This window comes from Mesorhizobium sp. M0166, assembly GCF_040322255.1.
Classification (GTDB): Bacteria; Pseudomonadota; Alphaproteobacteria; order Rhizobiales; family Rhizobiaceae; genus Mesorhizobium.
The window spans coordinates 42983-65142 of the sequence record NZ_JAMYTD010000015.1; the positions used below are offsets into that span (position 1 = coordinate 42983).

27 protein-coding genes and 1 other RNA gene are annotated in these 22160 nt (G+C 62.2%); 9 read left to right on the top strand and 19 right to left on the bottom strand.

Annotated features, from left to right (window positions below):
• Positions 1–2: 2 nt before the first annotated feature.
• The 4 genes from NKJ46_RS17655 to NKJ46_RS17670 form a co-directional block, all read right to left on the bottom strand.
• Entirely contained in the window at positions 3–407 is a 405-nt protein-coding gene (locus tag NKJ46_RS17655; RefSeq protein ID WP_352666116.1) for a type II toxin-antitoxin system HicB family antitoxin, read from the bottom strand.
• 8 nt (positions 408–415) lie between these two features.
• On the bottom strand, positions 416–610 hold the full coding sequence (locus NKJ46_RS17660) for a type II toxin-antitoxin system HicA family toxin (RefSeq protein WP_352666118.1): 195 nt from the start codon (positions 608–610) through the stop codon (positions 416–418).
• Between the two features lie 62 nt (positions 611–672).
• Positions 673–1119 carry a GNAT family N-acetyltransferase gene (locus tag NKJ46_RS17665; RefSeq protein WP_352666120.1) on the bottom strand — a complete coding sequence of 149 codons (447 nt, stop codon included), beginning with the start codon at positions 1117–1119 and terminating at the stop codon, positions 673–675.
• Positions 1120–1237: 118 nt separating this feature from the next.
• The gene (locus tag NKJ46_RS17670) at positions 1238–2077 is read right to left on the bottom strand and encodes an AAA family ATPase (protein ID WP_352666121.1); all 840 of its coding nucleotides are present in this window, start codon (positions 2075–2077) and stop codon (positions 1238–1240) included.
• 176 nt (positions 2078–2253) lie between these two features.
• On the opposite strand from NKJ46_RS17670, the gene ssrS reads away from it, so the two are divergent.
• From ssrS to NKJ46_RS17690, 4 genes are all read left to right on the top strand, one after another.
• Positions 2254–2409, top strand: a non-coding RNA gene (ssrS, locus tag NKJ46_RS17675) — 6S RNA.
• A gap of 135 nt (positions 2410–2544) precedes the next feature.
• Positions 2545–3132: a 5-formyltetrahydrofolate cyclo-ligase gene (locus NKJ46_RS17680; protein ID WP_352666122.1), complete on the top strand. Its 588-nt coding sequence runs from the start codon at positions 2545–2547 to the stop codon at positions 3130–3132.
• An 81-nt stretch (positions 3133–3213) separates the two neighbouring features.
• Complete coding sequence (locus NKJ46_RS17685) at positions 3214–4038, top strand: TIGR00282 family metallophosphoesterase (protein ID WP_023678036.1); 825 nt, start codon at positions 3214–3216, stop codon at positions 4036–4038.
• 70 nt (positions 4039–4108) lie between these two features.
• Positions 4109–4873, top strand: a complete 765-nt coding sequence (locus NKJ46_RS17690; protein WP_023678035.1) for a TerC family protein — start codon at positions 4109–4111, stop codon at positions 4871–4873.
• A 367-nt stretch (positions 4874–5240) separates the two neighbouring features.
• On the opposite strand, the gene NKJ46_RS17695 is transcribed toward NKJ46_RS17690, so the two are convergent.
• From NKJ46_RS17695 to NKJ46_RS17710, 4 genes are read right to left on the bottom strand one after another with little or no spacing between them, the layout of a single operon-like run.
• Positions 5241–5708 (bottom strand): SRPBCC family protein, encoded by a 468-nt coding sequence (locus NKJ46_RS17695; protein WP_352666123.1) that lies wholly within the window; start codon positions 5706–5708, stop codon positions 5241–5243.
• A gap of 30 nt (positions 5709–5738) precedes the next feature.
• Positions 5739–6101, bottom strand: a complete 363-nt coding sequence (locus NKJ46_RS17700; protein WP_352666125.1) for a VOC family protein — start codon at positions 6099–6101, stop codon at positions 5739–5741.
• Positions 6102–6156: 55 nt separating this feature from the next.
• Complete coding sequence (locus NKJ46_RS17705) at positions 6157–6549, bottom strand: VOC family protein (RefSeq protein WP_352666126.1); 393 nt, start codon at positions 6547–6549, stop codon at positions 6157–6159.
• A 28-nt stretch (positions 6550–6577) separates the two neighbouring features.
• Positions 6578–7060: an SRPBCC domain-containing protein gene (locus NKJ46_RS17710; protein WP_352666127.1), complete on the bottom strand. Its 483-nt coding sequence runs from the start codon at positions 7058–7060 to the stop codon at positions 6578–6580.
• 51 nt (positions 7061–7111) lie between these two features.
• Here NKJ46_RS17710 and NKJ46_RS17715 point away from each other — a divergent pair, with 51 nt between their 5' ends.
• The 3 genes from NKJ46_RS17715 (at position 7112) to NKJ46_RS17725 (ending at position 8725) form a co-directional block, all read left to right on the top strand.
• Positions 7112–7435: an ArsR/SmtB family transcription factor gene (locus NKJ46_RS17715; protein ID WP_352666129.1), complete on the top strand. Its 324-nt coding sequence runs from the start codon at positions 7112–7114 to the stop codon at positions 7433–7435.
• A gap of 235 nt (positions 7436–7670) precedes the next feature.
• Positions 7671–8420: a YebC/PmpR family DNA-binding transcriptional regulator gene (locus NKJ46_RS17720; RefSeq protein ID WP_023678028.1), complete on the top strand. Its 750-nt coding sequence runs from the start codon at positions 7671–7673 to the stop codon at positions 8418–8420.
• Positions 8417–8725: an Rdx family protein gene (locus NKJ46_RS17725; protein ID WP_352666131.1), complete on the top strand. Its 309-nt coding sequence runs from the start codon at positions 8417–8419 to the stop codon at positions 8723–8725. Before NKJ46_RS17720 ends, NKJ46_RS17725 begins: the two co-directional genes overlap by 4 nt.
• Positions 8726–8751: 26 nt before the next feature.
• Here the strand turns inward: NKJ46_RS17725 and NKJ46_RS17730 are convergent, their stop codons facing one another.
• Positions 8752–9231 (bottom strand): anthrone oxygenase family protein, encoded by a 480-nt coding sequence (locus tag NKJ46_RS17730; RefSeq protein ID WP_352666133.1) that lies wholly within the window; start codon positions 9229–9231, stop codon positions 8752–8754.
• A gap of 1 nt (position 9232) precedes the next feature.
• On the bottom strand, positions 9233–10066 hold the full coding sequence (locus NKJ46_RS17735; protein ID WP_352666134.1) for an NAD(P)H-binding protein: 834 nt from the start codon (positions 10064–10066) through the stop codon (positions 9233–9235).
• A gap of 112 nt (positions 10067–10178) precedes the next feature.
• Here NKJ46_RS17735 and NKJ46_RS17740 point away from each other — a divergent pair, with 112 nt between their 5' ends.
• A complete protein-coding gene (locus NKJ46_RS17740; RefSeq protein WP_352666135.1) occupies positions 10179–10820 on the top strand; it encodes a TetR/AcrR family transcriptional regulator in 642 nt (213 codons plus the stop codon).
• Positions 10821–10829: 9 nt separating this feature from the next.
• Here NKJ46_RS17740 and NKJ46_RS17745 read toward each other — a convergent pair whose 3' ends face one another.
• Entirely contained in the window at positions 10830–11330 is a 501-nt protein-coding gene (locus NKJ46_RS17745) for a hypothetical protein (RefSeq protein WP_352666137.1), read from the bottom strand.
• A gap of 96 nt (positions 11331–11426) precedes the next feature.
• Positions 11427–11648, bottom strand: coding sequence for a 50S ribosomal protein L31 (gene rpmE / locus NKJ46_RS17750; RefSeq protein ID WP_006327661.1), 222 nt, complete (start codon positions 11646–11648; stop codon positions 11427–11429).
• Between the two features lie 204 nt (positions 11649–11852).
• On the opposite strand from rpmE, the gene NKJ46_RS17755 reads away from it, so the two are divergent.
• Entirely contained in the window at positions 11853–13655 is a 1803-nt protein-coding gene (locus tag NKJ46_RS17755) for an ABC transporter transmembrane domain-containing protein (protein WP_352666139.1), read from the top strand.
• A 121-nt stretch (positions 13656–13776) separates the two neighbouring features.
• On the opposite strand, the gene NKJ46_RS17760 is transcribed toward NKJ46_RS17755, so the two are convergent.
• The 7 genes from NKJ46_RS17760 to NKJ46_RS17790 all read right to left on the bottom strand — a co-directional run bounded on the left by NKJ46_RS17760 (position 13777) and on the right by NKJ46_RS17790 (position 22143).
• The gene (locus NKJ46_RS17760; RefSeq protein ID WP_352666141.1) at positions 13777–15804 is read right to left on the bottom strand and encodes a DUF3857 domain-containing protein; all 2028 of its coding nucleotides are present in this window, start codon (positions 15802–15804) and stop codon (positions 13777–13779) included.
• Between the two features lie 205 nt (positions 15805–16009).
• Positions 16010–17494: a carboxypeptidase M32 gene (locus NKJ46_RS17765; protein WP_352666142.1), complete on the bottom strand. Its 1485-nt coding sequence runs from the start codon at positions 17492–17494 to the stop codon at positions 16010–16012.
• Positions 17495–17695: 201 nt separating this feature from the next.
• Positions 17696–18094: a hypothetical protein gene (locus NKJ46_RS17770; protein WP_352666143.1), complete on the bottom strand. Its 399-nt coding sequence runs from the start codon at positions 18092–18094 to the stop codon at positions 17696–17698.
• Positions 18095–18361: 267 nt separating this feature from the next.
• On the bottom strand, positions 18362–19393 hold the full coding sequence (locus NKJ46_RS17775) for a peptidoglycan -binding protein (RefSeq protein WP_352465687.1): 1032 nt from the start codon (positions 19391–19393) through the stop codon (positions 18362–18364).
• A 1-nt stretch (position 19394) separates the two neighbouring features.
• Entirely contained in the window at positions 19395–20420 is a 1026-nt protein-coding gene (locus NKJ46_RS17780; RefSeq protein WP_352489246.1) for a MotA/TolQ/ExbB proton channel family protein, read from the bottom strand.
• Positions 20421–20535: 115 nt separating this feature from the next.
• Positions 20536–21243, bottom strand: coding sequence for a PAQR family membrane homeostasis protein TrhA (gene trhA / locus NKJ46_RS17785; RefSeq protein WP_352666145.1), 708 nt, complete (start codon positions 21241–21243; stop codon positions 20536–20538).
• A gap of 99 nt (positions 21244–21342) precedes the next feature.
• Positions 21343–22143, bottom strand: coding sequence for an inositol monophosphatase family protein (locus tag NKJ46_RS17790; protein WP_352504937.1), 801 nt, complete (start codon positions 22141–22143; stop codon positions 21343–21345).
• Positions 22144–22160 lie beyond the last annotated feature (17 nt).

The window sequence follows — 22160 nt, forward strand, 5'->3', positions numbered from 1 at the left end:
CTTTATCTGTGACCTTCGATCTTCTCCCGTGCGGCGCTGGCGATGAAGGCGGAACGCGTCAGCCCACGCCGGCTAGCCTCCTCGTCGATCGCCGCTAGAAGGCCTGCGTCGAGCGACAGATTGGCCCGGACTGGTCGTCCGGAATCGATCAACACAGGGATCATCACCGCGGATTCACCAGCGGCACTGTCGAGTTCGCCCTGTTGGAGCAACTCCGCCACCGTATGGGGGACCGGCAAGGGCAAGCGTTTCGCCGTGCGTGCTTCGACCCATTCGCGCACGGCGGACGTGGCGTCAGCGATCGCCTCCTCGGGACTTGCGCCGCCACCGTGACATCCGGGAAGATCGGGCACCCGCACTCCCCAGACGTCATTTGCGCCGTCGAGAATTCCGACATAGTGCGTCATGATCGTCCTTAAATCCATCCAGCAAGCCGGGCGATCGACCGCGCGACACCCAGAGATTGTTCGCGATGCCGCGGCACGATGATCATGGTCTCCGGCCTCTCCGGATGCTCATACTTCTCATGCTTGCCGCCGCCTACGTTCACCCAGCCGTCACGTAAAAGCCTCGTGACGATCTTGCGCGTGTTGGTCTCGATCAGCGGCACGGGCAGTCCTGATCATGCGCAATATATTGCGCAACAGTAGCTATTTCAATCGTCGGCAGCCATCACATCAAATCATATTCGATGAAGCCCGTGCGCCGCGCCACGTGGTCGTAGAGCTTGCGCGCGGTGGTGTTGGTCTCGTGCGTCATCCAGTAGACGTTCTTGACGCCGATCTTGCCGGCTTCCTGCTTGACCGCTTCGATCAGGGCGGCGCCGACGCCCTTGCCGCGCACATCGGGATCGGCGAACAGGTCCTGCAGGTAGCAGTTGTTTATCTCCGACCAGCAGGAGCGATGGTAGAGATAGTGCGTCAGGCCGACGGCCTTGCCGTCGAGGGTGGCGATGAAACCTTTTGGCTCGAACTCGCCCGCCGTGAACAGCCGCTTCCAGGTGACGGCGTAAACCGTTTCCGGCAGCTTGGTTTCGTAGAAGGTGAGATAGGCGGTCCACAGACGCCGCCAGTCGGCATGGTCGGATTGCGCAAGCGGGCGGACGGTGATCTCGGTCATTTCGTTTCCCTCTGAACTCGGCCACCCGAAGCTGCCTCCTTGCCTGGCCAAGGGCAACGGTCCAGCACGGGGAAAGCGCTGTCCGGTAGCTTTGGTCGGCTTCCGGCCGACCCGCCCCTCACCCCTGCCGTCTCGCCATGAAGGCCAGGCGCTCGAACAGATGCACGTCCTGTTCGTTCTTCAGCAACGCGCCATGCAATTTCGGCAGCGCATTCTTCGGGTCGGCGCGCAGGTCTTCCGGCGCGATGTCGTCGGCGACGAGCAGGCGGATCCAGTCGAGTGCCTCGGAGGTCGACGGCTTCTTCTTGAGGCCCGGCACGTCACGGATCTCGTAGAACTGGGTCAGTGCTGCTCGCACGAGATTCTGCTTAATGCCGGGATAGTGCACGTCGACGATTTTGTGCAGCGTCTTGACGTCGGGAAAGCGGATGTAGTGGAAGAAGCAGCGGCGCAGGAAGGCGTCCGGCAATTCCTTCTCGTTGTTGGAGGTGATGATGACGATCGGCCTGACGATGGCGCGGATGGTCTCGCCGGTCTCGTAGACGAAGAACTCCATCCGATCCAGTTCCTGCAACAGATCGTTGGGGAATTCGATGTCGGCCTTGTCGATCTCGTCGATCAGAAGCACGACTTTCTTGCCGGCGGCAAAGGCATCCCATAATTTGCCGCGCTTGATGTAATTGCGGATGTCGTTGAAGCGCTCATCGCCGAGCTGGCTGTCGCGCAGCCGCGAGACGGCGTCATATTCATAGAGACCCTGCTGCGCCCGTGTCGTCGATTTGACGTGCCATTCGATCAGATCCAGGCCGAGAGCTGCCGCCACCTGGCGGGCAAGTTCGGTCTTGCCGGTGCCGGGCTCGCCCTTGACCAGCAACGGCCGCTCCAGCGCGATCGCCGCGTTGACTGCCACCATCAGATCCTTGTCGGCAACATAGGCTGCCGTGCCTTCGAAACGCATTTTTGCTCCCGGGTTCATCGCGCGACCCTAAGGACGCGGCCTTCGCTGTGCAAGGCGCCGCTGGCGAAGCGGGGATCTTGCGGGCGCTGACCTCGTCGAGGGGTTCTGCGTCGAATTAAGCGCCGAAACATGTCGTCTCTCTGGCGCTTGGTCTGCCGTCTGCCTATATTGGCGGGGACGGTCTGCGCTTCCCGGCAGGAGAACATTTTCCCCGGGGCCTTAATGATCCCTAGGGAGCTGTCCCTGGGAAGACCCGTGGGTTTTCTCATACGGCGCCCACCTACTTTGTAGGTTCCCGGGATCGCTCTCTCCACCGGTTGTGTGGATCGTCACCTATCGAAAAGGCCATATCTGAAGGCCATGTCTGGCGGATCTTGTCGTCGCGCCGCTTTGTGCGGTTCGCGCCGCTCCTCCAAAACGTCGCTCGTAAAACTCCATCCAAATCTGACCTTTTCTATCGTCGGCGCATGACATCCCCAAAAGACCGGAAAAAAAATCTCCGCAACCAAGCCCTCGGGCGCCGCGACGCGCTCGATCCGTTCTGGCGGGTGGAGGCAGCACTCGAAATGGCTGAGACGGCGCGCGACCGGATCACGGTCGAGCCGGGCCAGATCGTCTCAGGCTTCTGGCCGATGCGCTCGGAAGTCGACGTCCGGCCGCTGATGTTTGCCTTGCGCGAAAAGGGGGCAAGGCTCTGCCTGCCGGCCATCCTGGACAAGACCACCATCGTTTTTCGCGAGCTGGTACGCGGCGCGCCGATGATCGACATGGGCTTCGGCACCGTCGGGCCGCATGAGGAAGCCGAGGTGCTCGATCCCCAAACGATGCTGGTGCCGCTTGCCGCCTTCGATTCGCGCGGCCACCGCATCGGGTACGGCGCCGGCTATTACGACCGGGCGATCGCGCGGCTGGCCGACAAGGGGCAACAGCCGCGGCTGATCGGCATTGCCTTCGACTGCCAGGAGGTGGCCCTGGTGCCGGACGAGCCGCATGACATGATCATTCCGGAAATACTCACCGAGAGCGGGTTGCGCCGGTTCGCGCCGAAATTGTAGATAAGTTCCTGGACGCATGATCTTTTCCGAAAGTCATGCAGCTTTTTGCTTCGCTGACCTTCGGTTCGGGATCACGCTTATATGAGACTTCTCTTCCTCGGCGACATGGTCGGCAAGACAGGACGTACGGCGGTGTGGGAACAACTGCCCGGCCTGATCTCGGATTTCAAACTCGACTTCGTCATCGTCAATGGCGAGAACGCCGCCGGCGGCTTCGGCATCACCGAGGAGATTTTTCGCGAGACGATCTCGGCCGGCGCCGATGTCGTCACCACCGGCAACCATGTCTGGGACCAGCGCGATGCGCTGATTTTCGCACCGCGCGAAGAGCGCTTCCTGCGTCCGTCCAATTTCCCCAAGGGTACGCCGGGGCGCGGCTCAGGCGTTTACATCGCCAGGAACGGCGCGCGCGTGCTGGTCGCCAACATCATGGGCCGGGTGTTCATGCATCCCGAACTCGACGATCCGTTCCAGGCCGGCGAGCGCGAACTTGCCGCTTGTCCGCTTGGCGAGCAGGCCGATGCGATCGTCATCGATTTCCATGCCGAGGCGACCTCGGAAAAAATGTGCTTCGCCCATTTCGTCGATGGCCGTGCCAGCCTTGTTGTCGGTACCCATACGCATCAACCGACCGGCGATCACCAGATCCTCAATGGCGGCACCGGTTATATTTCCGATGCCGGCATGTGCGGCGATTACGATTCCTCGCTCGGCATGGACAAGGAGGAGCCGCTCAACCGGTTCTTGTCCAAGGTGCCGAAAGGCCGCTTCGAGGCGTCGACCGGACCGGCGACATTGTGCGGCGTTGGCGTCGACATTTCCGACCGTAGCGGCCTGACCGAACGGATCGCGCCGTTTCGCCGCGGCCCGCGGCTGGAGGAAACGGCCCCATCCTTCTGGTCGTGACATTGATATGGACGCTTGCAATACCCAATTGCCGGCGAAACTGCTCTAGATCGTAGAGGGGACGACCTCCATGCAGCTAGTCGAATTCCTGGCGCCGCATTTCGCCTTTGTCTCCGACCCGACGGCATGGGTCGCGCTGCTGACGCTGATCGTGCTGGAGGTCGTGCTCGGCATCGACAATCTGATCTTCATCTCGATCCTGACCAACAAATTGCCGGTAGCGCAGCGAGCCCGCGCCCGGCGGCTCGGCATCTCCGCCGCGCTGGTGATGCGGCTGATCCTGCTGGCCACCATCTCGATCATCGTCCAGCTGACGACGCCGATATTCACCGCCTTCGGCCATGGCTTTTCATGGCGCGACCTGATCCTGATCGCCGGCGGCCTGTTCCTCGTCTGGAAGGCGACCAAGGAGATCCACCACACGGTCGATCTCGATGATCACCAGGACACTATGATGGGCGAGACATTGCAGCTGTCGCTGGCCGGCGCCATTTTTCAGATATTGCTGCTCGACCTCGTCTTCTCGATCGACTCGATCATCACCGCGGTCGGCATGACCGACGAAATCGCGATCATGTACATCGCGGTGATCGTGGCGGTGAGCGTGATGATGCTGGCGGCCGGGCCGCTGGCTGATTTCATCGCCAGGAATCCCAGCATCGTCATGCTGGCCCTCGGCTTCCTGCTGATGATCGGCATGACGCTGATCGCCGACGGCATGGGTTACCATGTGCCGAAAGGCTACATCTACGCCGCCATGGGCTTTTCGGCACTGGTCGAAGGGCTCAACATGCTGGCGCGGCGGCGGAAGAAGGCAAAGGGCGGCGGGCACTGAGTAGGGTATGTGAATGGTTCACATTGATGATAGAATGACTCGATGAGCAGGAACGATCTCAGCCAGGATCAGCGCGACCAGCTCGCCAAGCTGGCTGAATTGCCCGACAGCGAAATCGATACTTTCGACATTCCGGAAGCTCCGCTCTCTGGCGATCCTTCGCGCCCCCCTCTGTCCTGCCGGACATCTCCCCCACAAGGGGGGAGATCGGCAGCTTCGAAGGCAGAGGTGACGGCCAATCTCCCTCCTTGTGGGGGAGATGCCCGGTAGGGCAGAGGGGGCGCTGTCCCGCCGACATTTCACAACTTCGGCACCGCGCAGCGCTTGGAAGGCTCGCCAAAGGAGTCAAATTCCCCGTGTAGAAGAGCTAATTTGCCGGCACGCCCTTCGGATGGCGGTCGCCGATCAGGCCAAGCGTCAGGCCTTGCTCCAGCCACGCCTTGGCGCCGGCGAGCACCAGCGCAAAACCGCCGGTCGAATCGATCGCCTGCTTGACCTGCTCGTCGGGGCTGCCGGCAAAGCCGAAATTGCGGACCTCGACAAAGGTCATGCCGCCGGGCATTTCGGCGAAAGTCCACACTACCGTGGTCGGCGGATCGCTCCATTGCATGACGATCTTCTTGTTTTCGACGATCTCACTGACATTGACCGTCGTCGAGACGCCGTACATGCGCCATTCCCAACGGATTTCGTTGCCGCTGTCCAACCTGTCGCTGCCATGGGTGAACCAGAACTTCGTCGTGATCGCCGGATCGACGAAGGCTTCGAATACGTCGGCGACCGGCCGCCTTATCAGCATGCCGGCTTCGGCGGTCGGTGTTTCACGGATTTCCATATCGTCCTCCTTTCCACGGCGCCGCCCTGTTCACCAGGCATCGGGCTCGCGCACCAGGTGAATGATGTTGGCCGGGTTGGTGATCCAGCCGCCGCGGAAGCCTTCACCCAGTGCCTCGATGGCGTCGCAACGCACGACGCCGGCCTGGGCGAGATGCTCCGCAGCGGCCGGAAAATCATCGGTGAACAGCTCGAGCCAGATCTCGGCCTGGCTCAGCATCGGTGCTTCGTCGATCCACAGCCGATTGGGACCGAGTTCGAAGCCGACGGCCGGCGCCTTGGCCGTGAATGGCTTCAGGCCGACGACGTCGCGATAGAAGGCGATCGTCGCCTGGTATTGATGCGGCGGGACTTTCATGGCGATGTTAATGCCGCCGGTGATCTTCGGGGTCATTTGCTGGCTCCATTGCCGTGTTCAGGTTCGATTGGCTGGTTCGGTCCAGAACCTGCTATGCCAAATTGATCTGCCAGGAGACTCCGAACCTGTCGTTGAGCCACGCAAACCGGCGGCTGAAACCATAATTGTCCAGCGGCATCAGAAATTTGCCGTCCTTGGCCAGCGCCTCGACAATGCCGTTCAGCTCTGCCTCCGTGGAGCAATCCACATACAGCGAGACCAACGGCGTGAACGTGAAGGCATGGTGCACGGGGCTGTTGTAGACCATCACTTCCAGACCGCTTATGGACACGCGCGCCAGCTTGACCGTTCCTTCCGGGCCGTCTTCGCCGGAGCCGTAACGTGTGACGTCAAGAACGCTGCTGTCGGGGATTGTCTCGCAATAGAAGGTCATTGCCTCTTCGGCCTTGCCCTCGAACATCAGAAATGGCGTCACTTGCTTCATCGCAGGCCTCCGTCATCTTGGTGGCTTTTCAGATGTTGTTCTCGTTGGCCGGCTCGCCCTTCATCTCGCTGCGGTAATAGCCGTCGCGCAAATTGATGCCGTATTCGACATAGGCCTTCATGCAGGCCAGCATCTGCGACCAGCCCTCGCAATTGAGGTAGGACTTCTTCAGGCCGACCGCGTCCTCGTGCCAGCCGGTTTCGGCGATGGTGACGAAGGTGCCGCCATCGTCGAGCGGCTCGAAATTCATCTCGATGCGGGTCTTGTAGGCTGGCTTGCCGTCGGCGCCGGTGGCATCCCAGCGCAGCACGATGCGGCTGTCTTTCTTCACCACGTCGACCTCGACCGGGACCTTGCCCCACCAGACGACGCCGGCGCCCGCCACTAGAGGGGCGCTGGCGCCGCCGATCGTGGTGAAGTAGCCGCTGAGCTTCTTCGGATTGACGACCGCATCGAAGACTTCGGCGACCGGTTTGCCGATGCGGCCAGAAACCCTGAATCCGAGAGACATATCCACAGCTCCTTTCTTGAACGGGTCAACGATATGTTATAGAAATATAACATGTCAAGCCAATCGCGGGACGATAATGTTTTCAAGGCGCTGGCGCATCCGCGCCGGCGTGCGTTGCTGGACCAGCTGAAGGATGCGCCGCAGACCACCGGCATGTTGTGCGATGCCTTCCCAGACATGGACCGCTGCACGGTCATGCTGCATCTGAAGGTGCTGGAGGAGGCCGACCTGGTGGTGGCGCGGCGCGAGGGCCGCGAACGCTGGAACCATCTCAACGCGCTGCCGATCAAGCACATCCACGACCGCTGGATCAGCCAATATGCCACGCACGCGATCAGCATCCTCGACCGGCTGAAATCCGATCTTGAGGGGTGAAAGGTTGCCGAAGCCTGCCGATTTTCGGGTCTTGAAACCCTTGCGTGCCGGCAGCAATGGCGCGGCTGGACGAAGTGAGCCGATTTATCTATAAGCCGGCCATTCCGACAGAGAGCGCCGTCCGTCCGTCAGGACGCAGCAGGACGTTCTGAAATTTTGAATTCGAGCATTTTGCAAGATGCCGGGTGGTTCACCAGGCGGCAGATGCTCTAGCCGAGAAGACGACAGGGGTGCCATGGCTGGCCATTCACAGTTCAAGAACATCATGCACCGCAAGGGCCGCCAGGATGCGGTGCGGTCGAAAATGTTTTCCAAGCTGGCGCGCGAAATCACCGTCGCCGCCAAGAGCGGCACGCCCGATCCATCGATGAACCCGCGCCTGCGCCTTGCGGTGCAGAATGCCAAGGCGGTGTCGATGCCGAAGGACAATATCCAACGCGCCATCAACAAGGCGTCGATGGGCGATGCCGAGACCTACGAAGCCGTGCGCTACGAGGGTTACGGGCCAGGCGGTGTCGCGCTGATCGTCGAGGCGCTGACCGACAACCGCAACCGCTCGGCGTCGAATGTGCGTGCCGCCTTCACCAAGGCCGGCGGGGCGATGGGCGAGACCGGCTCGGTTTCGTTCATGTGGGACCGCGTCGGCGAGATCTACTATCCGGCATCGGCCGGCAGCGCCGAGAAGGTGATGGACGCAGCGATCGAGGCCGGCGCCGACGATGTCCAGTCGGACGAGGAAGGCCACACGATCTATTGCGCCTTCGAGAATCTCGGCGAAGTGTCGAAGGCGCTGGAAGGCGCACTCGGCGAGGCTGAATCGGTGAAACCGATCTGGAAGCCGCAGACCAATATCGCGGTCGACGAGGAGCGGGCACAATCGCTGATGAAGCTGGTCGCGACGCTCGAAGACGACGACGACGTGCAGAGCGTCTACGCCAATTTCGAGGTCGACGAGGAGACCTTGGCGAAGCTCAGCGCGGCATGAACGAACAGGCGCCCACCGTCCGCATCACCTATTGCACCCAGTGCCAATGGCTGCTCAGGGCCGGCTGGATGGCGCAGGAGCTGTTGTCCACCTTCGGCACCGATCTCGGCGAAGTGACGCTGGTGCCCGGCACCGGCGGCATCTTCACCATTTCCTGCAATGACACGCTGGTCTGGGACCGCAAGCGTGACGGCGGTTTTCCCGACGCCGCAAAACTCAAGCAACTGGTTCGCGATGTCATCGATCCGGATCGCGATCTCGGCCATGCCGACCGCAAGGGCCATAAGTCGAAGGACCCTGCCTGACGGCCTTTTACACTTCCGTCCTGCATTCACCGCCATGCGAAGATGAAGCAGCCCAGCGCCACGATAGCGGTGACGGTGCGGACATGGTTCCACATCACCCAGTCCCTGAGATAAGTGGCCCATACCGCGGCGCCGTTGGCGCTTGCCGGATCGACTGCGGCCAGGGCGTTGTTGAGCGGTACGTTGAACATCATCGTCACGATCGGGTTGCCGACGAGGTAGATCAGGGCGCCGGCGAGGAGCCAGAATGCACCCGGTTGGCTCCAGCCGATAAGAGCGCCGGCTGCAAGGACAAGACAGACCAGCCCGGTGCCGAAAAGCGCGGTCATGAATGTCGGCGTAATCACGGTGATGTTGATCGAATTCATGGCGGCGATGCCGCCTCCGGCAGGCAAGCGGGCGAGCGCCGGCATGATAAAGTTGGAGAAGGCGAAGAAAACGCCGCCGACAACGCCTGAGCCAATGGCAGCGACGAAGGTGAGGGTGGGAAGCAGTTTCATGATCATGTCAGTTCCTCCAGATGCCCGTGGCGGCAGTTTCGGTTGCGTAGGCGGAAAAGTCTTTTGGGGCGCGGCCGAGCACGCGCTGGACGCCGTCGGTCAGCGACTCGTTCCGGCCGTCGAGCACTTCGGTGAACAGCTCGTTAAGCAGCCAGGCGAACTCGGCCGGCAATCCGTGCTCGGCGATGGCGACGGTGAACTCGGCATGTGAAATCTGCTTGAAGGGAATGTCGCGGCCGGCGGCCCTGCCGATCTCGGCGACCGCGTCGGCGAAGCTCAGCAGCCGCGGCCCGGTCAGCTCGTAGAGCTCTCCGACATGGCCTGGCTCGGTCAGCGCGACGAAGGCGGCATCGGCGATGTCGTCGGCATCGACGAATGGCTCGCCGACATTGCTGACCGGCAAGGCCACTTCGCCTTCCAGCAAGGACTCGACGAGAAAACCTTCGCTGAAATTCTGCGAGAACCAGGCGCAGCGCAGGATCGTCCAGTCAGCGCCCGAGGCTTTCAGCGTCTCTTCGGCGCGCTGGGCTTCGGTCTCGCCGCGGCCTGACAGCAGCACCAGCCGGGTGACACCGTTGGCCAAGGCGAGCCGGGCGAAGGCGTCGACGACTTCGGCGGCGCCCGGCACGGCAATGTCGGGGTAGTAGCTGATGTAGACGGCACTCACTCCTTGCAAGGCCGGGCCCCAGGTCGCCGGAATTTCCCAGTCGAAGCTTGGGCTGCCGGAGCGCGAACCGATCCGCACCGGCGTGCCATGCGCGGTCAGCCGCTCGGCAAGGCGGCGGCCGGTTTTTCCGGTGCCGCCGAGTATCAGAATTGGTTTCGATGTCGTGTCAGTCATTTCGGTTTCCTCCGTTTTCCAAATGTGAGTAATCCTCACATTTGCAAAACGTGATAAACCCTCGTATTTTGCGAGTCAAGCCAATTTGTTGATTGTTCGTCTGGAGACAGTGATGGAAGGCTCTGCCGTATCGGATTCACAGGACGGCCAGATCCCATCGCCGCGTCGGGCGCCGAGCCAGCAGCGCAGCCGCGAGCGGGTCGAGCGCATGTTGGCCGCCGCCTCGGCGCTGATCGCCGAGCAAGGTAGCGATGCCATGCGCATGGGCGAGGTTGCAGAGAGGGCCTGCGTGTCGATCGGCTCGCTCTACCAGTTCTTCCCGGACAAGCGGGCGATCATCTGGGCGCTAGCCGAACGCTACACCGCCGAAAGCCAGGCCTGCATTGCGGCAGCACTGGCCGAGGTCAATGACGCCGAAGGCCTGCGCCGGGCATTTTCGGAACTGGTAGATATCTACTACGGAATGTTCCTGGCGGAGCCGGTGATGCGCGACATCTGGTCGGGCACGCAGGCCGACAAGGCGTTGCGCGAACTTGAGCTTGCCGACAGCCGGGCCAACGCCGAATTCCTTACTGCGGTGCTGAAGCGGTTGCGGCCGTCGGCCGATCCGGAAGCACTGGAAACGACGTCATTTCTCATCTGGCAGATGGGCGAGGCCGCAATGCGGCTGGCGATCTCGGTCGGGCGGCAGGAAGGCGACCGGCTGGTTGCGGCCTACAAGCGGATGGCGCTGAGGGAGTTGCTGGCCGAGTAAAGCTGTACGCTAGCGGCCGAAGTAATCCCGCAGCATTTCCGCACGTTCATCCTCCGTGCACATCGCCATTCGGCCGAGGTCGAGCAGGCCTCGATAAAGGGCGACAACAGCCAATGCGCAGTTAATGGTCTCGTCATCCGCCGAAAGTGCCAGATCCCGCAAAGCCAACTGGAAAAGAGTCTGCCAGGCAATTTTGTAGTGCGGTTCGATCCAATCCGGAATTGACGGGTTTCGACCGTCGACCAGGCGAGCCTCTTCGATGGTGGCAGCCAGACCGTAGGCTCCCCAATAGGCGGGAGCGTGGCCTTCGGAGATGTGAGCGATTTCAACAACCGCTGCGTAAGATGCGTCTCCGACATCTCCCTGGTGATGCAACTCATTCCAGAGTTCATCCCAGATAGACTTGTTACCGTACTGAAGGGCGAGCGCTCGCAAGGCCGGTCGCGGATCATAAATGGTCTTGTACCCGCCCATGAGGTTGGAACATCGCTTATCTTCGAGAATAGACATGTCGCCCTCCCTGGCGGATGCGTTCCGCCGCGCATTTAAGGTCAAGAAAAAACCCGCCTCAAGGGCGGGTTTTTTCTGATGCGAAAGGCCTGCGGCTTAGAGGCCGAAACCTTCGAAGCGCTTCTTGAACTTCGACAGGCGGCCACCGCGGTCGAGCAGGGTCTGCTGGCCGCCGGTCCAGGCCGGGTGGGTGGTCGGGTCGATATCGAGGTTCATCGTATCGCCTTCCTTGCCCCAGGTCGAACGGGTCATGTATTCGGTGCCGTCGGTCATGACGACCTTGATGGTGTGATAGTCGGGATGGATGTCGGTCTTCATGGGTCTGTTCCTGGCTTGCCGGGCGCTGCCGACGGGCTGAAGCCTGCGTCGATGCGCCCCTTTTTAAAACTCGAAGCCGCAGCTATTGAGGAGCCACGGCTTCTAAAACGGTCGGCGAGCCTATACATCAGCCGGAATTGAATCACAAGGCCGTGGCAAGCGCATATTGATGGCGCAAACCTCAAAGGGCCAAAGGAAACGGTCATGGCGAACATCAGCGGCGATGCAGACGAGCGCAGGCGCTCGCTGAGGCCGCTGCAGCGCCTGTTTCCCTACATCACCCATTACCGCAAGATGGTCATCGGCGCGGTCGTCTCGCTGGCCATCGCGGCGGCGACGACGCTGGCGCTGCCGCTGGCCGTGCGGCGGATGATCGACCACGGCTTTTCCGCTTCCGATTCCAGCTTCATTGCCGAATATTTCGCCATGCTGGTGGTGATGGCGGCCGTTCTGGCGGCGGCGTCGGCCAGCCGCTACTATTTCGTCATCACGCTCGGCGAGCGCGTCGTTGCCGATATCCGCCGCGATGTCTTTGCCCACGTCACCACGCTGTCGCCCTCCTTCTTCGACACGGCCCAGTCGGGCGAGATCGTCTCGCGGCTCGCTGCCGACACGACACAGGTCAAATCCGCCGTCGGTGCCACCGCCTCGGTGGCGCTGCGCAACGTCATCCTCGGCCTCGGCGCTGTGGCGATGATGGTCTTCACCAGCCCAAAACTGTCCGGCCTGGTCATCGCGGCCATTCCGCTAATCGTGCTGCCGCTGGTCGCCTTCGGCCGCTCGGTGCGGCGCAAGTCACGGCTGGCGCAGGATACACTGGCCAATGCCACCGCCTATGCCAGCGAGCAGATCGGCGCGGTGCGCACGCTGCAGGCCTTCACCAACGAGAAGCTTGTAACCAGGTATTTTTCATCCGCCGTGGAAGCAGCCTTCGAAGCGGCGCGGGCCTCGATCTTTGCCCGCTCCTTTCTCACCTTCTTCGCCATCTTCATGATCTTTTCGTCGGTCGTGGCGGTGCTGTGGTTCGGTTCGCGCGACGTGCTCGACGGCACCCTGTCGCCGGGCACGCTTGGCCAATTCCTGCTCTATTCGGTGTTCGCCGCAGGCGCGCTCGGCGCCTTGTCGGAGGTCTGGGGCGAACTGTCCCAGGCAGCGGGCGCTGCCGAACGGCTGACCGAGATCCTGGCCGAGAAACCCGCGATCCAGGCGCCCGCCGATCCGAAGCCGCTGCCGGCAAAGGCGAGAGGCGCGATCAGCTTCGACGATGTTTCCTTCTCCTATCCGGCCCGGCCCGACCGCGCCGCCGTCCATGGCCTGAGCTTTCAGGTCAAACCCGGTGAGACGCTGGCGATCGTCGGGCCATCCGGCGCCGGCAAGAGTACCGTGTTTTCGCTGCTTCTACGCTTCTACGATCCTGAAGCCGGCAGGATCGTCATCGACGGGATCGATCTGCGCGAGGCCGATCCGGCCGCGATCCGCGCGCGCATCGCCATCGTGCCGCAGGACGTCACCATCTTTGCCGCAAGCGCGCGCGACAATATCGGCTTTGGCCGGCCTGGCGCCAGCCAGGCCGAGATCGAGGCGGCGGCGAAGGACGCGCTTGCCGACGAGTTCATCCTAAAACTCGAAAAGGGCTATGATAGCCAGGTCGGTGAGCGCGGGGTGACGCTGTCGGGCGGCCAGCGCCAGCGCGTCGCGATCGCCCGCGCCATTTTGCGCGATGCGCCCATCCTGCTGCTCGATGAGGCGACCTCGGCGCTAGATGCCGAAAGCGAGACGCTGGTGCAGACGGCGCTGGACCGGCTGATGAAGGGCCGCACCACGATCGTCATCGCGCATCGGCTGGCAACCGTGCTGAAGGCCGATCGCATCCTGGTCATGGATGGCGGCCGCATCGTCGAGGAAGGCACGCATCAGAGCCTGGTCGCCAAGGGCGGTATCTATGCGCGGCTGGCCAAGCTGCAATTTGAGACCGGGGCGAATGCTTTCAGGGGCGCGGCGGAGTAGCATCGCTACGGAGTCGAAGCCTGTTCCATCCCGATCTCATCGGGGGTTGGGCTTCATCTTCTTGTTTGACGGTGATCTTTTCCGAAGACCGGCATGATCTGCCCGCGGCCGCCGAGATTCTTCAGCTACCGAAAGCTCGGCGTTTGCCGCGTCGATAGGCGATGAACAGGGGAACGCCGACAAGCAACGACAACAAAAGCATGCTGGCGACGGTCTGTCGCTGCTCCCTTGCCGGATCGCTGAGCTGCACATCGGCAGGCGGCTCTTCATAGGTAAAATCGTACTGCCAGCGAATTTGGTCTGCGACCTCATCGACGGTTTTCAGATAATCGGCAATCGCCTTCGCCGGCACTTCAGTTGCCAGCGTCTGAAAGTTCCATTCAACTTGAAATTCGGTGGGCGTGTTGGACCAGGACGCCTTGAGAGACAGATAGGGCGTCACGACGTTTTTCATCGACTCGCCGGAAAATCTCGCCTTGAGGTTGCGCACGGTCACCTTGTGGCGGCGGTAGAGCTGGGGGCCGAGGGAGACGGGCCCGGTTCGGTCGACGATTGTCGGGGTTGGAAAAGAGTTGTTGCCGAGATCGGCCGCGCGGATCGGGAAATTCTTTGCCAGATCGTTGGCCGCCAGCGCCTCCGCCGGCAAGCGATAACTTTCCTTCACGCTCACTATGTTGCCGTCGCGGCGATCCACGATTTCCGGCTTGGCGATGGTTTGGATGCCCGGATATTGCTTGTTGTAATATTTCAGGTAAGCGTCCGACACCTCGCTCAGCGACCGGCTGGCGAAATTGCCGCGCATCCAATCGGCATCGGCATCCTCATATGTCGAGAAGACGGTCAGCACGAGGGGATCGCCCGGTTTCGGCGGAAAGTCGAATTCCTCGGCGATCTGGATCGATGGGCTGGTGAGTACAGGGCTCGGCATCTTCTCCAACCCGCCGGTGCTGGAAAGCGGCAGCGCGAAGCCGTAGTCCGGCTGTGCGAGATTGTGCGCCCTGCCACCCTGAAGATAGTTCGTGGCGTCCAGCCAATATGTCTTTGCTCCGATCCTTGCCTTGACGATGGCATGGTCGAAATCGCGAAGCGCCGGCAGATGCTGGTCCAGGGCCCGTCCCTCGTCGAGATCGGCCAAGGCGACCTCGGCAGCAATGCCAAGCCGCACAAGCGACGAAACCAGCAGCAGGGCCTTGTCCTTGCAGTCACCGAACCCGCTCAGGATGACCGTCGCGGGATCACGCGGAACGTAGGAACCGGCACCCATCGACAGGCTTACATAGCGGATCTGGTCCTGCACCAACCGCATTGCCTCGACCATCCGGTCTTCGGGCACCGGATGCCGCAGAGCGATGTCGTCGAGCTTTGCGGCAAAAGCCGAGGGAAAAACGGTCGCTGGCTTGTAATAGGGCGCAACAGCATCGACCACACTTTGCCAATTCGCGGTAGACGCGACATCGATGGAGCCCCAGCCCGGATAGGTCACGGGCAGGTTATCCTCGACATTGACCGGTTTCGGGTTTGAGATTTCCCACAGATAGGTGGTGTCTGGCCCAGTCGAGGAGATTGAGGGCTTGAGTCGGGTCCCCCTGGTCTTGATCTCGAGCGGCTGGCCCGAAGGCCAAATGATGCTTGTACGGATAAGCGCTACCGGTTCTTCCCATTCGGTGGAGAAATTCTTGAAGAAAAGATCCTTGCCGACCAGCGGTGTTACTTCGTAGGTCGACCCGTAATCGACGATGTCGCCGGCGCGCACGTCATCGATGTTGACATGTGCTGTCAGCCAGCCGTCGAAGACGCCTTTCTCGGCGTCTCTTTCCCTGCGGAAGATGTCGAATTCGACGCCTTCCAGCCGGTCCAGAACGGCACCATCGCGGATGATGTGAAGATGGTTGAGCGTGACCTTGTGCCGGGACGGATCGAACTGCAGATCGATGCTCGCGCCACGATCCAGGCCGGGACGGTCGACGATCTTATAGACGGTGCGCGAGTACTCGATGTAGCCGCCGGCACGATGCTTGATCTGGTCGTCCGAGAGCAGCCATGAAACGCCATTCTTGATTTGATCCGATCGGGCGGGATCGGCAGCCGGAATATCAAGCTGCTCTACCCAGCTTTCTGCCGGACCCTTGAGAACCATGTCGTCGGACATGGCCGGAGAACTCAGGCCGATCAATAAGATGAAAAATACCAAGCGGGGCCAGAAAGACTTCATCCTATGAAAACTGTAACAGATAGACATCTACGCTCGCCCAACTTGGAAGAACTCCTTTTTCAGAGGCTTTCTCACCAAAGTAAAGGCCAGTTTCGCGGATTTCTGCGGTCACGCGGCAAGAACCGGGAATAGATGAAGCGCCTCAGTTCCCGTACCGCTTCTTCAGATGGTCGGTGAAATGCACGGCATTGAGCTTTTCGCCGGTGGCGCGTTCGAGCAGTTCCGGTGTCGACCAGCGCGAGCCTTGCGACCAGATCCTTTTGCGGCGCCAGTCGTTGATCGCGGCGAAATCTCCCTTGGCGAGGTCTTCGTCGGCTGAAGGATGATCTCTGGTCAGCGCCGCCCATTGCTGCGCCGCCATCATGGCGCCGAGCGTGTAGGAGGGGAAATAGCCGAAGGCGGCACCCGGCCAGTGGACGTCCTGCATCGGACCATCAGCCGGATTGTCTGATGTCGACAGGCCTAGATAATCGCGCATCTTGGCATCCCAGGCCTCGGGCAGGTCGGCTGCCTCCAGCCGACCCGAGACAAGCTCCTGCTCCAGCTCGTAGCGCAGGATGACATGCAGCGGACAGGTGACCTCGTCGGCATCGACGCGGATCAGGCCGCGCTCGACCCGGTGCACATGCGGCAGGATGTCGTCGATTGTCCAGCTCTCGCCGAGGTGCCTTTCGACCACCGGCAGCGCCCAGCGCCAGAATTCTGGATTGCGGCCGATCTGCTTTTCGACGAACAGGCTCTGGCTTTCATGCACCGCCATGCCGCGCGCTTTGCCGAGCGGCCAGTGCGCCCACGCCTTCGGCAGGTTCTGCTCGTACAGCGCATGGCCGGTCTCGTGCAGCACGCCCATCAGCGCCGACAGGAAATCCGAAGTCTTGTAGCGCGTGGTGATGCGCACGTCGCTCGGCACCCCGCCGCAGAACGGATGGTGCGAAACCGACAGCGAGCCGTGGGTGAGGTCGAACCCGACTGCCGCCATCATGGCGAGGCCAAGCTCGCGCTGCTTGTCCAGGGGGTAGCTGCCGGAAAGCGGCTTCAGCGGATGTTTCGCCAGCCGCTCTTCCTGCACGGCCAGTGCCTCCGGTACGAAGCCTTTCAGGAAGGTCTTCAACTCGGCAAACACAGGCGTGATGTCGGCGGTGCGATTGCCCGGGTCATATTGCTCCATCAGCGCGTCGTAAGGCTCGAGCCCGAGCACCTCGGCGCGAAGGGCTGCCTCCTCGCGGACCAGTGCCACGACGCCTTCCAGCGCCGGCAGGAAGCCGGCCCAGTCGTTCTTGGCTCGCAGGTCGCGCCAGAGCTGCTCGGAGCGCATGCGCGCGGTCGTCTGGCGCTCGACGAACTCGACCGGCAGGCAGGTCAGGTTGGTGTATTGCCGGCGGAATTCCCTGACCGCGGCCTGCTGCTCTTCGTTCAGCGCCTCCTGCTCGGCCGCCGCGATCCAGTCGGCAATCTCCGGCGCCGTTGCCCGGGCATGGTGCATGCCGGCAAGCGCCGACATTGCCTCCGCGCGCTTCTCGCCGCCGCCGACCGCCATATGGGTCGCCTCGTCGGCGCCGAGGATGGCGAGGGCGTGTTCCAGCGCTTCGAGCTTGTGGCCGAGGTCGTCGAGTTTTTGAAAGGACATTGTGGATTCCGCTGATTTGACGGCGGGAAAAGATACCAATGCAAAACTGTTGGCAACCCCGAAAGCCGTCCGCGAACGATGCATTGCCGCCAGCGCTGGCGCTGATTGCGCTGGCGTTGGGCTAGCGCATGATCCCTGAACCGAGCTGGAAAGGATCATGCGCAAAATCAATAGCCACAGCGCCGGGCACGGCGGCCGATTTCAGCCGCCTGGATAGTTTGGGCCATAGCCGTTCGGATAGTATCCGCCGTCGGCGCCGTTGCCGATGAGGAAGGCACTGCCGGTAGCAGCGCGCAGCTTTTGGCTGACATCGTCGAGCTGCGCCAGCAACTGCTGATATTGCGTGCTCGGCATCGTTCCATCGCGCGCGGCCCTCTGGGCGGCCCGATCGAGTTGAGCGACCTGCGTGCGCAGGTCACGTGCCTCACCCGGCTCGAGCTTGTTCGCCCGGATGGCGCCCAGGATACCCGTCTCCACGCTCTGGATCTGATTGATCAAGGCCGTCGCACGCGGGCCGGCGTAAGCGCCAGCAAACGGAACGGCGAGGAGAAGTGTGGCGAGCGTAGCAGTCCTGAGATTCATGGGAGCGAAGAAGCGCATGATTGCGTCTCCTTTACTGGGGAAGGCGGTGGTTGGGAGGGTCCTGCCTTCCGGCCGCGGGCCGTCAGGTTCCGTCGCGTCGCGATGTGGGAGGCATCGCCGGCGGTTCCCGGCCCCTTGCCAAAAGCTAGTGACGCGTCGCGGCGAATTGTAATCAAAAAAAGGTAATTTCTTCGGGGCTTGCCGGCGCCGCGCCGGTGCCCTAGATGGCCCCGCCGCTCCGGCCGGCCCCGATCCGGAGCATGGCGCAAGCCAAAGGCTTGCAGATCACCGCTCGGTCAGCTTCAACTCGATGCGGCGGTTCTTGTTGCGCGCCTCTTCGGTATCGGCGGGGTCGAGCGGCTGGAATTCGCCGAAGCCGGCCGCGACCAGCCGGTTGGCCGGCACGCCGTTCTCGATCAGGAACTTGACCACCGATGTCGAGCGCGCCGTCGACAATTCCCAATTGTCGCGATAGCGGCCGGTGCCGGAGAGCGGCTTGTTGTCGGTGTGGCCGTCGACGCGCAGCACCCAGTTGATCTCCGGCGGGATCTCCTTTTGCAATTCGATGATGGCATCGGCGAGCTTCTTCATCTCGACCTTGCCGGCATCGTTGATCACCTCGGAGCCGGTCGGGAAAAGCACTTCCGACTGGAAGACGAAGCGGTCGCCGACGATGCGGATGTTCTCGCGGTCGGCGAGAATTTCACGCAAGCGGCCGAAGAAATCGGAGCGGTAACGGTTCAGCTCCTGCACGCGTTGCGCCAGTGCGACGTTGAGGCGGCGGCCGAGATCGGCGATCTTGGTGTTGGATTCGCGGTCGCGCGTTTCGGACACGTCGAGCGCTTGTTCGAGCGCTGCGATCTGCTTGCGCAGCGCCGAAATCTGCTGGTTGAGGATCTCGACCTGGCTCAGCGCCTGCTGGCTGATCTGGCGCTGGCTGTCGAGTTCGCCGGAAAGGGCGGTGGCACGCTGGTTGGCGGCATCGCCGGCACCGGCGCCTTGCGCCAGCAATTGCTCGAGCCGGCTCTTTTCCGCCTCCGATGCGGACAGCGATGCCTGCAAATTGGCAAGGGTGTCTTCCTTGTCCTGCGTCGTCGAGCGCTCCAGCGCCAGAAGCTGGGTCAACTCGTTGATCTGCGAGTTGAGGCGGTTGAGCACCGTGTCCTTGCCGGAGATCTCGCGGCCGAGCAGGAACTGCGCCAGCACGAAAACCGTGAGCAGGAACATGATCGCCAACAGCAGCGTCGACAGCGCATCGACGAAGCCCGGCCAGTAATCGATGCGGCGGTCGGAGCGCCGGCCTCGTGCCAACGCCACGTCAATGCACTCCAGGCTTCTTCAAGGCGTCGGCGATCTTCTCCAGCGTATTGCGCATCGCCTTCTGCTCGTCCGACTGGGCCTCGACCCAGTCGCGCATGATCTGCTGTTCCGAGCGCATGTTCTTGACCAGGCCGGAAATGCCGTCGGCGAGATTGGCCATGGCGGTGGCGACGCGCGGATTGGAGCTGCCGCCATTCTCCTGCAGCGTGCGCAGCTTTTCCGACAACAGCCGGATTTCCTCGGAGGGTTCGGTCTTGACTGCGTCGGCAACGACGATGTCGGAGGAGAGGTCGGTGACCGAGGACAGCCAGTTCTCGAGTTCGGTATAGAAGCGCGTCTGGGCGCGGCCGGCCTGCAGGTCGAGGAAGCCGAGCACCAGCGAGCCGGAGAGGCCGAACAGCGAGGACGAGAAGGCGGTGCCCATGCCGGCCAACGGAGCGGAAAGCCCCTGCTTCAGGGATTCGAGCACGGCGGCGGCATCGCCGGTGCCGGGATCGAGCGACTCGATGGTTTCGCGGATCGAGCCGATCGTGTTGAGCAGGCCCCAGAAGGTGCCGAGCAGGCCGAGGAACACCAGCAGTCCGACAAGGTAGCGCGACGTGTCGCGGCTTTCGTCGAGGCGGGTGGCGATCGAATCCAGCATGGTGCGCATCGAACTGGTCGAGAAGGCAATCGTCGACGAGCGGCCGATCATCGCCTTCATCGGCGCCAGCAGCACCGGTTCGGTGGTTTCGGAACCGGCGCGGAACGAGTTGACCCAGCGCACCTCGCGGAACAGCCGGCCGACCTGGACGAAGGCCAGCAGGATGCCGACCGCCAGCACGCCGATGATCAGGCCGTTAAGGCCGGGATTGGTGACGAAGGCGGTCGAGATCTGGCGGGTCAGGATGGCGGCGATGAAGGCCACGATGAACAGAAAGATCACCATGGTCAGCAGAAACACCTGCGGGCTCGACAATTTGTGCGGATCGTAGATCAGAACGTCGGAGCGCCTGCCCATGCCGAAGGATCTGAGAAGAGTCATCCGTGCCCCGTTTCCGATGCCGTCGCCGCCGATCAATTTGTGTTTGCGACTCTAAACGGAATTGTGACGAAATTGAATGGCGCTTGGCAATATTGCCACTGTCCGCAACCAGAGGTCAAAGCCGGTTGATGACCAGGCAGTCGACCATGGCGGCCAGATGCAGGCCGGCGCCGGTGACGACAAAGCCATGCCACAGCGCATTGTGGAAGCGCAGGCCCTTCCAGGCGAAGAAGATCACGCCGCAGGAGTAGACGATGCCGCCGGCAACGATGAGCGCGATCGATGTCGCCGGCAGCGTCCGCACGAGCGGCTCCACCAGAACGATGCCGCTCCAGCCGATAGCCAGATAGAAGACGATCGCCAGTCGGTCGAAACGGCCGGGAAGAAAGACCTTGATGGCGATGCCGATCGCCGCGGCGGTCCAGACCAGGACGATCATCGAAACGGCCAGCGGCGAGCCGCCGAGCTGGGCCAGGAACGGCGTGTAGGTCGCAGCGATCAGCAGGTAGATCGCCGCATGGTCGAAGCGCCGCAATATCCATTTTGCCGGCGACGACACCGGCCAGACATTATAGGCCAGCGAAACCGACAGCACGGTGAGCAGCGAGACTACATAGAAGGCGGCGGCGACATATTCGCCGGGGCCGGTTCGATAGGCGGCCAGTGCCAGCAGCATCGAGCCGGCAGCGATCGCCAGCACGATGCCGACGGCGTGGACGATGCCGTCGGCGATGATCTCGGCGCGCGAGTAATGCCAGCGCCCCATGAAGGGAATGTCGAGCTGGGAGAGTTCGCTCTGGGATTGGGGTCGGCTGTTCGTCATCGATGATCCTGCGCCGCCTTATCTGGGCGGCCGCGGGACAGTATTTCAAGCTTTGGTTGCGGTTTTGCGACTGCGGCGCTTCAGCGCGGCGTGCCTCTATCAGCTGGCTGAGAGTGGCCTTTTTATAGTTTTCAACAGCGCGCGCTGGATGAGTTCGTTGCCGGCAACCAGTGAACCGGCGTTCAGCACATCCTGTCCCCCGGCGAAATCGGAGACGAAGCCGCCCGCCTCGCGGATCAGCAAAATGCCGGCGGCGACATCCCAGGCCGACAGGCCGGTTTCCCAGAACCCGTCCATGCGGCCGGCGGCGACGTAGGCGAGATCGAGCGAGGCGGAGCCGAGACGGCGGACGCCGGACACCTCGGCCATGACATTGCGCAATTCGATGAGGAAATTGCCGTGCTGGCCACGCCCGAGATGCGGCATGCCGCAGCCGATCACCGCATCGACCAGCTTGGTGCGGCCGGCGACGCGCAGCCGGCGGTCGTTCATGAAAGCGCCGCCGCCGCGCTCGGCGGTATAGAGCTCATCCATCGCCGGATTGTAGACGACGCCGGCGACGATCTGGCCCTGGCGCTCCAGCGCGATCGAAACGGCAAAGAGCGGAATTCCGTGCAGGAAATTGGTGGTGCCGTCGAGCGGGTCGACAATCCAGCGGTGCTGGCCGTCGTCGCCCTCGATCACGCCGCGTTCCTCCATCAGGAAGGCGTAGCCGGGCCGCGCCTTGGACAGTTCGGCAAAGACGATGTCTTCGGCCTTGCGGTCGGCCTGGCTGACATAGTCGCCCGGCCCCTTCATCGAGACCTGCAGGTTCTGCACTTCGCCGAAGTCACGCGACAGCGAGCGGCCGGCCTTCATTGCGGCCTGGACCATGACATTGAGGATCGCGGAACGCGCCATTGCTGTTCTTCCTGTCG

What these genes read in the sequence shown, in the direction of transcription:
- NKJ46_RS17740 (WP_352666135.1), top strand. Translation starts at nt 10,179, where the DNA reads ATGGAAGGCTCTGCCGTATCGGATTCACAGGACGGCCAGATCCCATCG.
- NKJ46_RS17670 (WP_352666121.1), bottom strand. Translation starts at nt 2,077, where the DNA reads ATGCGTTTCGAAGGCACGGCAGCCTATGTTGCCGACAAGGATCTGATG.
- NKJ46_RS17705 (WP_352666126.1), bottom strand. Translation starts at nt 6,549, where the DNA reads ATGAAGCAAGTGACGCCATTTCTGATGTTCGAGGGCAAGGCCGAAGAG.
- NKJ46_RS17780 (WP_352489246.1), bottom strand. Translation starts at nt 20,420, where the DNA reads ATGACTCTTCTCAGATCCTTCGGCATGGGCAGGCGCTCCGACGTTCTG.
- NKJ46_RS17735 (WP_352666134.1), bottom strand. Translation starts at nt 10,066, where the DNA reads ATGACTGACACGACATCGAAACCAATTCTGATACTCGGCGGCACCGGA.
- NKJ46_RS17725 (WP_352666131.1), top strand. Translation starts at nt 8,417, where the DNA reads ATGAACGAACAGGCGCCCACCGTCCGCATCACCTATTGCACCCAGTGC.
- NKJ46_RS17730 (WP_352666133.1), bottom strand. Translation starts at nt 9,231, where the DNA reads ATGATCATGAAACTGCTTCCCACCCTCACCTTCGTCGCTGCCATTGGC.
- NKJ46_RS17720 (WP_023678028.1), top strand. Translation starts at nt 7,671, where the DNA reads ATGGCTGGCCATTCACAGTTCAAGAACATCATGCACCGCAAGGGCCGC.
- NKJ46_RS17665 (WP_352666120.1), bottom strand. Translation starts at nt 1,119, where the DNA reads ATGACCGAGATCACCGTCCGCCCGCTTGCGCAATCCGACCATGCCGAC.
- rpmE (WP_006327661.1), bottom strand. Translation starts at nt 11,648, where the DNA reads ATGAAGACCGACATCCATCCCGACTATCACACCATCAAGGTCGTCATG.
- NKJ46_RS17715 (WP_352666129.1), top strand. Translation starts at nt 7,112, where the DNA reads ATGTCAAGCCAATCGCGGGACGATAATGTTTTCAAGGCGCTGGCGCAT.
- NKJ46_RS17770 (WP_352666143.1), bottom strand. Translation starts at nt 18,094, where the DNA reads ATGCGCTTCTTCGCTCCCATGAATCTCAGGACTGCTACGCTCGCCACA.
- NKJ46_RS17710 (WP_352666127.1), bottom strand. Translation starts at nt 7,060, where the DNA reads ATGTCTCTCGGATTCAGGGTTTCTGGCCGCATCGGCAAACCGGTCGCC.
- NKJ46_RS17790 (WP_352504937.1), bottom strand. Translation starts at nt 22,143, where the DNA reads ATGGCGCGTTCCGCGATCCTCAATGTCATGGTCCAGGCCGCAATGAAG.
- NKJ46_RS17745 (WP_352666137.1), bottom strand. Translation starts at nt 11,330, where the DNA reads ATGTCTATTCTCGAAGATAAGCGATGTTCCAACCTCATGGGCGGGTAC.
- NKJ46_RS17685 (WP_023678036.1), top strand. Translation starts at nt 3,214, where the DNA reads ATGAGACTTCTCTTCCTCGGCGACATGGTCGGCAAGACAGGACGTACG.
- NKJ46_RS17680 (WP_352666122.1), top strand. Translation starts at nt 2,545, where the DNA reads ATGACATCCCCAAAAGACCGGAAAAAAAATCTCCGCAACCAAGCCCTC.
- trhA (WP_352666145.1), bottom strand. Translation starts at nt 21,243, where the DNA reads ATGACGAACAGCCGACCCCAATCCCAGAGCGAACTCTCCCAGCTCGAC.
- NKJ46_RS17765 (WP_352666142.1), bottom strand. Translation starts at nt 17,494, where the DNA reads ATGTCCTTTCAAAAACTCGACGACCTCGGCCACAAGCTCGAAGCGCTG.
- NKJ46_RS17655 (WP_352666116.1), bottom strand. Translation starts at nt 407, where the DNA reads ATGACGCACTATGTCGGAATTCTCGACGGCGCAAATGACGTCTGGGGA.
- NKJ46_RS17695 (WP_352666123.1), bottom strand. Translation starts at nt 5,708, where the DNA reads ATGGAAATCCGTGAAACACCGACCGCCGAAGCCGGCATGCTGATAAGG.
- NKJ46_RS17755 (WP_352666139.1), top strand. Translation starts at nt 11,853, where the DNA reads ATGGCGAACATCAGCGGCGATGCAGACGAGCGCAGGCGCTCGCTGAGG.
- NKJ46_RS17760 (WP_352666141.1), bottom strand. Translation starts at nt 15,804, where the DNA reads ATGTCCGACGACATGGTTCTCAAGGGTCCGGCAGAAAGCTGGGTAGAG.
- NKJ46_RS17700 (WP_352666125.1), bottom strand. Translation starts at nt 6,101, where the DNA reads ATGACCCCGAAGATCACCGGCGGCATTAACATCGCCATGAAAGTCCCG.
- NKJ46_RS17690 (WP_023678035.1), top strand. Translation starts at nt 4,109, where the DNA reads ATGCAGCTAGTCGAATTCCTGGCGCCGCATTTCGCCTTTGTCTCCGAC.